At 58.7% G+C, this 8358-nt stretch carries 7 protein-coding genes and 1 pseudogene; 4 read left to right on the top strand and 4 right to left on the bottom strand.

Annotated elements, in window-relative coordinates; translation table 11 throughout:
* The 3 genes and pseudogenes from E0504_RS06200 to E0504_RS06190 form a co-directional block, all read right to left on the bottom strand.
* A pseudogene (locus tag E0504_RS06200) lies at window positions 1–187 on the bottom strand (UDP-glucose 6-dehydrogenase); the annotation flags it as partial.
* A 30-nt stretch (window positions 188–217) separates the two neighbouring features.
* A complete protein-coding gene (locus E0504_RS06195) occupies window positions 218–1231 on the bottom strand; it encodes an NAD-dependent epimerase/dehydratase family protein (protein ID WP_131622374.1) in 1014 nt (337 codons plus the stop codon).
* Window positions 1231–2508, bottom strand: a complete 1278-nt coding sequence (locus E0504_RS06190; protein WP_131622393.1) for a nucleotide sugar dehydrogenase — start codon at window positions 2506–2508, stop codon at window positions 1231–1233. The genes E0504_RS06195 and E0504_RS06190 overlap by 1 nt, the downstream gene beginning before the upstream one ends.
* A gap of 117 nt (window positions 2509–2625) precedes the next feature.
* Here E0504_RS06190 and E0504_RS06185 point away from each other — a divergent pair, with 117 nt between their 5' ends.
* Together E0504_RS06185 and E0504_RS06180 are read left to right on the top strand one after the other, a co-directional pair.
* Window positions 2626–3225 (top strand): sugar transferase, encoded by a 600-nt coding sequence (locus tag E0504_RS06185; RefSeq protein WP_131622372.1) that lies wholly within the window; start codon window positions 2626–2628, stop codon window positions 3223–3225.
* Complete coding sequence (locus E0504_RS06180) at window positions 3225–3842, top strand: acetyltransferase (RefSeq protein WP_131622391.1); 618 nt, start codon at window positions 3225–3227, stop codon at window positions 3840–3842. The genes E0504_RS06185 and E0504_RS06180 overlap by 1 nt, the downstream gene beginning before the upstream one ends.
* Here the strand turns inward: E0504_RS06180 and E0504_RS06175 are convergent.
* Window positions 3839–5017, bottom strand: a complete 1179-nt coding sequence (locus E0504_RS06175) for a DegT/DnrJ/EryC1/StrS aminotransferase family protein (protein WP_131622370.1) — start codon at window positions 5015–5017, stop codon at window positions 3839–3841. The two genes, E0504_RS06180 and E0504_RS06175, sit on opposite strands and share 4 nt — an antisense overlap.
* A 137-nt stretch (window positions 5018–5154) precedes the next feature.
* On the opposite strand from E0504_RS06175, the gene E0504_RS06170 reads away from it, so the two are divergent.
* The gene (locus E0504_RS06170; RefSeq protein ID WP_131622369.1) at window positions 5155–6282 is read left to right on the top strand and encodes a glycosyltransferase family 4 protein; all 1128 of its coding nucleotides are present in this window, start codon (window positions 5155–5157) and stop codon (window positions 6280–6282) included.
* 97 nt (window positions 6283–6379) lie between these two features.
* Window positions 6380–8350: a nucleoside-diphosphate sugar epimerase/dehydratase gene (locus tag E0504_RS06165; RefSeq protein ID WP_131622367.1), complete on the top strand. Its 1971-nt coding sequence runs from the start codon at window positions 6380–6382 to the stop codon at window positions 8348–8350.
* Window positions 8351–8358 lie beyond the last annotated feature (8 nt).

Raw genomic sequence — 8358 nt, 5'->3', positions numbered from 1 at the left:
GCCCCGCCTTCACGTTGGCTTCAACCAGCGCGTCGAGACCGGGTTCGTAGATCGGCATGATACCGTCCTCGAGCCGCTCGATCTTGGCGGCATCCTTGTCGATGCAGACCACCTCGTGCCCGAAGTCGGCGAAGCAGGCTCCCGAGACCAAACCGACATATCCCGAGCCAACTAAAGCAATCTTCATGCCATCAATGCTCCCTGCAAATTACAGCATCTAACGGCCGTAGTAGTCGCGGTACCAAGCCACAAACTGACGAATACCTTCGCGATATCCGGTATGAGGTTTATAACCTGTAATTCGGTTCAGCAAATCTGTGTTGGCCCACGTAGCGGGTACATCGCCCTTCTGCATCGGCAAGTAGTTGCGTACAGCTTCCCGTCCGCACTCGCGTTCGATGGCTTCCACGTAATCCAGCAACTTAACTTTGTCGCCATTACCGATATTGACGATCCGATAGGGTGCTACGGGAGATAAGCTGTCGCCTTCGACGATCTCATCGGCACAAGTGGGTCGAACCGGTGGCACGTCGATTAACAGTCGGATCGCGCGCACCAAGTCTGTCACGTAAGTGAAATCGCGGTACATCTCGCCGTTATTATAGATGTCGATCTCGTTGCCCGTTAGAATCCCCTCTGTGAATTTGAAGAGGGCCATATCAGGCCGGCCCCACGGGCCATACACGGTGAAGAAGCGGAACATGGTCGTCGGCAGGTTCCACAAGTGCGCATAGCTATGGCCCATGGACTCGTTTGCTTTCTTGGTCGCAGCATACAGCGTCATTTGGGTTTCAACCCGCTCCAGCTCATCGAATGGCATCACCTCGTTGGCTCCGTAGACGGAACTGGTGGAGGCCATCAGCAGATGCTCGATGGCAAGCTCCCGCGCACACTCCATTACGTTGAAAGTACCGACAATGTTGGCTTCTATGTACGCCCGTGGGTTCTCAAGGCTGTACCGCACACCCGCCTGAGCAGCGAGGTGCACAATGACGTTCGGCCGTTCGGCCAACGCCAAGCTGCGCAAGGAGTCGAGGTCCTCCAGCATTCCGACATGTGCAGAGAAGTGCTGGTTCTGCAAAAGCATCTGGTGACGACGTTCTTTTAAGCGGACGTCGTAGTAGTCGGTCATCCCGTCAAACCCGACGACGGCGAAACCCTCTTCCAGCAGAAGCTGCGACAGGTGAAAGCCTATGAAACCGGCTGAGCCGGTTACAAGCACCTTACGCATCAAAGCGTCCAATCTGCATCGGCGCCGAGCACACCCTTAAGGTCCGCCAGCGTACCCCCTGGCGCAAGGCTCTCGCGGAGTGCAGCAGCGCCGAGTGTACGGTATTCGCGGTGTGGTACGGCCAGGACTACCATGTCATAAGTTCCGGAGAGCGCGGCGGGAGAGATCTTGATTCCGTATTCGTCCAGCGCCTCTTCCGGGTCTGCCTGCGGATCGTGTACGGTAATCTGATGCCCGCGCGCTTCAAGTGCCGAGATGAGGTCAGCCACCTTCGAATTGCGCAGGTCTGGCACGTCTTCTTTGAAGGTAAGACCGAGCATCAAAACGCTTGAGCCGCGCTCGCCCCGGAACTGGTGAAGCGATTTAGCCACCCATTCCGCCATACCGTCGTTGATGCTGCGCCCTGCCAAGATGACGCGCGGGTTGTGCCCCAGTTCTTTGGCGCGATGAGATAGATAATAGGGGTCTACCCCGATGCAGTGGCCGCCCACCAAGCCAGGGCTGAACGGTAGGAAATTCCACTTAGTATTGGCGGCTTTCAGCACGTCCCAAATCGATAAGTCCATATGACTGAAGATCTGAGAAATCTCGTTCATGAACGCGATGTTGATGTCTCGTTGCGCGTTCTCGATCACCTTAGCCGCCTCAGCCGCTTTAATTGAGGCTGCGCGATATACTCCACCGCTGGTGAGCGCTTCATACAGGGCAGCAATGCGATCAAGCACTTCGGCTGTTTGCCCGGCCACGACCTTGGTAATTTTGTCTATGGTGTGTTCGCGGTCGCCAGGGTTGATGCGCTCGGGGCTATACCCCAGAAAGAAGTCCGAGCCGCACGCGAGGCCAGAGGCATGCTCAAGGATCGGCCCGCAGATGTCCTCGGTGACGCCCGGGTAGACAGTGCTTTCATAAACCACGATCGGCACCCGGCCAGCTGCCCGTGCCGACTTGAGCATTCTGCCCACGGTGCGGGAAGCAGCCTCGATGATCGACAGATCAGGATTGTTCTCCTGATCGATCGGCGTTGGAACAGTGATGATGTAGAAATCGCTAGGCGGACATCCTGCGGGATCATCACCGAGCTTCAGAGTACTTGCTCCAAGCCGCTCTGGACCTATCTCGCCGGTCCGGTCGTGCTTGCCGCGTAGTTCATCAACGCGGAGTGGGTTTACGTCGAAGCCGTGGGTCGGAAAGTGTTTGGCCAGCGCCACCGCCAGCGGAAGGCCGACATAACCCAAGCCAATCACGGTAACGACAGGGGAATTGTCGTAGGTCGACATATTGATGCTCTCGAGATAAATTACCGCCTCGGCGGTGGAATCTTGGAGCCCATAGGCTGGGCGCTCCTGTGCCGCAACAGCTGGCGAATAGCTCACAATATCCGTATGCACTGGCCGATGTATAAGCGCATTTTCGATCTGCTCGGTTCCGCTGTCCTGCTCTTGCTAGGCGCGCCCTTGCTCGCCGTCGTCGCCGTACTTGTTCGATGGAAGATCGGCTCCCCGGTGATTTTTCGGCAAATTAGGCCCGGGCTTGGCGGCCAACCCTTCACAATGTTCAAGTTCCGCACCATGGCTGACGAACGCGATGAAACAGGTGCCTTGCTACCGGACGAGGCTCGACTGACGGACCTGGGCCGCCTCCTGCGCTCGACAAGCTTGGATGAACTACCTGAACTGTGGAACGTCCTGCGTGGTGAAATGAGCCTCGTCGGGCCGCGCCCCCTGCTGATGGAATATCTGCCGCATTACTCTCCCGCTCAGGCGCGCCGGCACCACGTGCGACCCGGCATAACTGGCTGGGCGCAAGTGATCGGTCGCAACGCGTTGACTTGGGAAGAAAAGTTCGACGCGGACCTGTGGTACGTAGACCATAATTCGCTCGCCCTCGACATGCGCATCCTTTGGCTGACCCTTCGCACTGTATTCCGGCGTGAAGGGATAAATGCGCCAGGGGAAGCCACTATGCCCAAATTCACCGGCAGTGACTTGAAGTGATGGGCCTGGTTGGCATTTTCGGCACAGGCGGATGTGCGCGGGGAATAATGCCGCTGGCGCGGTTCCAATTTCCGGGCGAGCGACTGGTCTTCGTGGAAGACGTTCCAGCCACTGCCGAGTGCAACGGGCAACCGGTAGTGGATTTCAAACGCTTCGTGGAAGAGCCTGTGGCGCGGATCGCTCTCGCCGTTGCCAATCCGCCCCTCCGATCGGCAATTGCGCGCCGGTGTGCTGAAGCAGGGATCCACTTTGAATGCATTCTGGCACCCGACATGATTGTCATGGACGACGTAAAATGGGGCGCCGGTTGTCTCTTTTCGCCCGGAACCGTGCTGACCAGCAACATCCGCATTGGCTCTCATTTCCACTGCAATCTCTACTCGTACGTTGAGCACGACTGCCGCATCGGTGACTTTGTGACATTCGGACCGGGCGTGCGCTGCAACGGCGGCGTCACCATTGGCGATAACGCTTATATCGGATCTGGAGCCATGATTCGGCAGGGGATCACGATTGGTGCGGGGGCGACCGTCGGAATGGGTGCGGTAGTGGTCAAAGATGTACCCGCTGGCGCTGTAGTCATTGGCAACCCCGCCACTCTGATTCAAAGCCGCTAGGAGCGCGCCATCTGAAGCACCTGAGCTAACACCTCGCAGATGCGCGCCACGTCTTCTTCCGTCAGCGTCGGATGAGTAAGCAGCATCAGGCTCGTGTCGCCAAGTTGCGCAGCGCCGGGAAGGCGTTGAGCCGGTGCCCAGCCCGCCCGCTCGAACGCCTTCTCGCGATATACTTCCGAACATGATCCTTGAAACAACGGAACCCCGCGCCGCGTCGCCTCGGCTATGATGCGGTCTCGGTCCCATCCAGACTTAAGGTTTTCAGGGCGAACATAGGCATAGAACCGGTACCAGGCATGTTGCATATTCGCTGGTGGCAGGGGCACACGCACGGCGTCGGCGAAGGGAGCGAGAATCTCCGTGTAGCGGGCCGCTATCGCAGCACGTCGAGCTTGCCACCCGTTCATGCGCTCCAACTGGATACGGCCTATTACAGCCTGGAACTCCAGCATGCGCCAGTTCGTGCCAAAACTTTCGTGCAGCCAGCGAAAACCAGCCGAATGATGCCGGTTGTAGACTGCGTTCCAGTCCTTGCCGTGATCCTTGAAAGACCACATGTGGCGCCACAAGGTCTCGTCATCACAAGTAACCATGCCGCCCTCGCCACCCGTGCTCATTATTTTATCTTGGCAGAACGACCACGCCCCGACGGCGCCGAAGCTGCCCACTGACTTCCCCTCGATGCGCGCGCCGTGTGCCTGTGCACAGTCTTCGATCACGCTGATCCCGAAGCTGCTGGCCAGTTTCATGATGCCCGTCATGTCACAAGGCCATCCAGCAAGGTGAACTGGAATGATGCAGCGGGTCTTAGACGAAAGAACGCGCTCAATGGTATGTGGCGCGATGTTGCCGCTTTCGGTGTCCACATCAGCGAATACCGGTGTGGCACCGGCGTTCACGACGCATGAGACTGAGGCAATGAAGGTACGCGGAGTGACAACCACTTCGTCGCCAGGGCCGATGCCGAGACCCTTCAGCGCAAGGTCCAAGGCCAAGGTGCCATTCGCGACCGCGACCGCATGGGAACAGTCTGCGAATTCAGCGAATTCGCGTTCGAAGGTGCGGGTTTTCTCGCCGGTCCAGTAGTTGACGCGCCCCGATCGCATCACGGCGGCAACTGCTGCTATCTCCTCTTCGTCAAAGACGGGCCAAGGTGCGACAGTCGTTCCGAGCATAGGCGACCTCAATCGTGTTCTTTAGCAATGATGCTGGCACGTGCGCAGGCGCAATGATGCTGGCATGTACGCTAGGCAAAGTGAAGGTTATCACTCTCGGTTGCACTGCCGTGACCGCACGACTACGGGGTCCGCAAATGGTGGCTCGCACAATCCTCGTCAATGCCTCGTACGCACCTTCGTTGATCGCATTCCGGGGCGCGCTCTTGGAGCGGATGGTTGGAGAAGGAAACCGGGTCTACGCGGCAGCGCCGGACATACTCGGGCCAATTGCCGAAAAGCTGACTGCTATCGGAGTGACGCCTGTTTCGGTCGCGCTGTCCCGCACCGGCCTCAATCCAGTAGCGGACGTGGCATATTACAGATCGGTCCGCCGGATCATCCGCCGCTACGGCATCGATCTCATTTTAAGCTACACCATCAAGCCTTGCATTTGGGGTTCTCTCGCAGCTCACGCCGAGGGCGTTGAATCAGTCTCACTCGTGACCGGCCTTGGGTACGCATTCATTCCCGGTGGCGGCCTCAAACAACGCATTGTGCGCGCTATTTCGATCACGCTGTGGCGGCGAGCGACCGCCGCGAATCGGACGGTTATATTCCAGAATCCGGATGATCGGGACGATTTCATTCGTGCAGGAGCGTTGTCCGACGGTGGAAAGGCGCGCCTGGTCAATGGGTCGGGTGTGGACATGCAGGAGTTCGGACGCGCCGAACTGCCTTCCGATCCGCGCTTCCTGATGATCGCTCGTTTGCTCGGCAACAAGGGCGTACGCGAATATGCTGCAGCCGCACGGGAGATGAAGGCAGAAGGTTCCCCGGCCCGCTTTACGCTCGCCGGGTATTTCGACGACGGTCCTGACGCGATCGGACGCGACGAAGTCGAGCGATGGACCGCTGCTGGACTGGATTTCATTGGACCGCAGGACGATGTTCGCCCGGCGTTGGCGAACTGCAGCGTCTACGTCTTGCCATCTTATCGGGAAGGGACGCCGCGCACGGTGCTTGAGGCTATGGCAACCGGACGACCGGTCATCACCACCGACGTTCCGGGCTGCCGTCAAACGATCGAACATGAAGTCAGCGGCTTGCTTGTTGCGCCGCAAGATACACGGTCGCTGGCAGACGCGATGCGGCGAATGGCGCGAGATACGGAAGGCCGCCGACAAATGGGAGAAGCAGCCTTCCAGCGTTGCCGCGAAAGATACGCTGTGAAAGCAGTGAACAAGGCGATGTTTACCCACGTCGGTCTGTCGGGGAGCCCATGATGCAAAATGGTGTCACGGGACAAACAACTGCGGTAAACGTTGCCGTCGTTACGCGTGACGGCTCGAAGACGCATGCACGACATGCACCGGGGTTAGCATGAACAATTCTGCGGGCCAGACGGTCACAGGCTGGCTAAGCCCTAAAGTTACGCGCCTGTTGCAATCCAATCGAGGTACTAAGCGGCTGCTCGCGGGCCTTACAGACGGGTGCAATTGCCTGCTGGCCGCTTGGATATCCTTCGCAATCCGACTGGGGGTGCTGAGTGTATTCACCCGCCCTTTTCTGCTTTTCACGGCGGCAGCCCTCCTCACCACAATTGGCGTGTTCATCTACCGCGGCGTTTACAACAATGTATTCCGCTTTCACGGCCCGAAGGGACTAGCACAGATCGCGCAGTGTTGCGTGATTATCGGCGCGATCTTAGTGCTGGCGTTCGGCTTTAACGGCGTAGCCGGCGTACCTCGTACGGTCAGCGTGCTCTTTCCCGCGGTCTTCTTTATCTTCGTAGCGATCAGCCGCATTGTGGCTCGTTTCATCTTGGTCGAGATGCTCCAGACCGGGGACCCGCCCCAGCGAGTTCTCATCTACGGCGCCGGGACAAGGGCGCGGCAGTTGGCATCCTCGCTCCAGCACCAGCCGAGTTATCGCCTGATCGCTTTTGCTAGCAACGAGGAGACGCTCGCCGGGCAGCGGTTAGAGGGAACGCCGATCGTCGTGGCGGGGAACTTGGCCGATTTGCTGGAGGAACTGGACATCGATCTAGTGCTCCTGGCGCTCGACAAATCCTTGCGCAGCGAACGTGCTGCGATCGTCGAGAAGCTGCAGGCGCTCGGGGTGCACGTCCAGACCCTGCCCGATATCCATGAGCTGGTTTCGGGTGATGTCTCCGTAAGTGACCTGCGGGAAATCGATATCGCCGACCTGCTTTCGCGAGATCAGGTCATGCCGGATCCGGCGTTGATGGACAGCATCATAGCCGGCAAGACAGTACTGGTAACGGGTGCGGGGGGCTCGATCGGCAGCGAAATATGCCGCCAGATTGCTCGTCGCCGGCCGGCGCAACTCATACTGTTCGATATGACGGAGGCTGCTCTGTTCGAGATCGAAATGGAGTTGCGCTCCATAGTGCAAGCCGAGGGAATCGGCACAGTGGTCGTGACCGAGCTGGGCACGCTGGTGGAGACGGCGGCCGTTCACCGGATTTTCGGCAGGTACCATCCCCACACGGTCTTCCATGCGGCCGCCTACAAGCATGTACCGATGGTGGAAGCCAACCCGATCTCCGGGGTAAGGAACAACGTTATGGGCACGCTCGCAAGCGTGCGGGCGGCAGTGGACTGGAAAGTCGAGCGCTTTGTGCTGGTCAGTACCGACAAGGCGGTGCGTCCAACGAATGTGATGGGGGCCTCGAAGCGGGTATGCGAGCTTATTCTGCAAGCTTATGCGTCGCGGGAAGGGCCTGGTCCGATCTTCTCCATGGTACGGTTTGGCAACGTGCTTGGATCGTCCGGATCGGTTGTGCCGCAGTTCCGCAAGCAAATCGAGGCAGGCGGTCCGGTGACGCTGACTCATTCCGAAGTCACACGCTACTTTATGACGATCCTCGAAGCGGCGGAACTGGTCATTCAGGCCGGTGCGATGGCGCGCGGCGGCGAGGTTTATCTTCTAGACATGGGCGAGCCGGTCCGCATTGTAGACCTTGCCCGTTCAATGATTCAGATGTCGGGTCTCTCGGTCCGCGACAAGGAGAACCCCCACGGCGATATCGAGATAGTTCAGATCGGCTTGCGCCCCGGCGAGAAGCTGTATGAAGAACTGCTGATCAACGCCGAAGCGACGGCGACCGATCACCCGCGCATCTTCTGCGCCCATGAATCGCATTTGGGCCTCAACCAGCTTGCCGAGATGCTCGCCAAGGTCGAGCGCGCCCTTGAGACTGCGAATGATCGGCAGGTCCGCTATCTGCTAAGTGAACTGGTCTCGGGCTATGATCCTTCAGACTCCCCCAACTGCTCAGCCGCTGACCCCCCAGTCGCGACTGACGATCACCTCGTGGAGAACGGTTGATGGGCTCA

The sequence above is a fragment of the Parafrankia sp. BMG5.11 genome (assembly GCF_004337455.1).
This window is presented reverse-complemented; position numbering and strand designations above follow the sequence as displayed.